The sequence below is a fragment of the Streptomyces synnematoformans genome, assembly GCF_039531005.1.
GTDB lineage: Bacteria > Actinomycetota > Actinomycetes > Streptomycetales > Streptomycetaceae > Streptomyces > Streptomyces synnematoformans.
The window spans coordinates 1-793 of record NZ_BAAAPF010000731.1; the positions used below are offsets into that span (position 1 = coordinate 1).

General features: G+C 76.8%; 1 protein-coding gene. It reads left to right on the forward strand.

All coding sequences use genetic code 11. From position 1 onward, the window contains the following. Window positions 1–728, forward strand: a 728-nt coding sequence (locus ABD317_RS37390) for a FadR/GntR family transcriptional regulator (RefSeq protein ID WP_344296589.1), incomplete at its 5' end; no start/stop codon positions are given. Between the last annotated feature and the right edge of the window lie 65 nt (window positions 729–793).

The window sequence follows — 793 nt, forward strand, 5'->3', positions numbered from 1 at the left end:
GCGCGGCGACCAGCCGGGGCCGCGGCCTCCACGGAGACCTCGTCCAGCAGCTCGGCCAGATGATCGTCTCCGGCGATCTGGGCGCCGACCGTCCGCTCGTGCCCGAGGAGATCGGGCAGCGCTTCGAGGTCTCGCGCACCGTTGTGCGCGAGTCCCTGCGCGTGCTGGAGGCCAAGGGCCTCGTCAGCGCCCGCCCCAACGTCGGCACCCGGGTCCGCCCGGTCAGCGACTGGAACCTCCTCGACCCGGACATCATCGAGTGGCGGGCCTTCGGCCCGCAGCGCGAGGACCAGCGCCGGGAGCTGTGCGAGCTGCGCTGGACGATCGAGCCGCTGGCCGCCCGGCTCGCGGCCGGGCACGGCCGCGGCGCCGTCCAGCAGCGGCTGACGGACATGGCCGAGATCATGAGCCACTCGCTGGTGCAGGGCGACGCGGTCACGTTCGCCCGCGCCGACGCCGAGTTCCACGCGCTGGTCCTGCAGGTCGCGGGGAACCGGATGCTGGAGCACCTGGCCGGCGTGGTCACCGCGGCGCTGCAGGTCTCCGGCGGCCCCGCCGGCGGCTGCGACCGGCCGAGCGAGGCGGCCGTCGGCCACCACGTGCACATCGTGGAGGCGCTCGGCAGCGGCGACGGCGCCGCGGCCGAGTCGGCCATGCGGCAGCTGCTCGCCGTGCACGCCGAGATCGGCACGGGCGACCGCGTCGTGCCGGCGCCGCGCGAGCACTGACGGCGGGGTACGGGCGCGGCACCGGCCGCGCGCTGCCGCCGGTACGGGCACGACACCGCCGCCGC